At 65.8% G+C, this 269-nt stretch carries 1 protein-coding gene; it reads right to left on the reverse strand.

What is annotated here, in order from left to right; all coding sequences use genetic code 11:
- Positions 1 to 41 precede the first annotated feature (41 nt).
- A partial coding sequence (locus U5A52_RS43230; protein ID WP_321918149.1) for an alpha/beta family hydrolase occupies positions 42 to 269 on the reverse strand: 228 nt, incomplete at its 5' end.

The raw sequence follows: 269 nt of genomic DNA on the forward strand, positions 1-269 counted from the left end.
GCTCGCCGTCCCGACTCTGCTACAAGCATTCCTGCGCTTGCTCAGGTAACGGGCACGAACTCTCCTTCGGCGAAGAACCACGCCGACATCGTCCGTGCCAGTTCGAGCACGACCTCCGCGTCGGTCCGGCCGGAGGACGCGCGCACGTGGAACGAATGATCTGCGTCGTCCACCACATGCAGCGTGGCGCGTGGCCCCAGCGTCTCGACGACCGACCTCAGCAGGGGAAGCTCGGCCAGCTTGTCGCGCGTGCCCTGCAGGAAGAGAAT

Origin of the sequence: Paraburkholderia sp. J8-2 (assembly GCF_905220195.1) — a bacterium.
Lineage (GTDB): Bacteria > Pseudomonadota > Gammaproteobacteria > Burkholderiales > Burkholderiaceae > Paraburkholderia.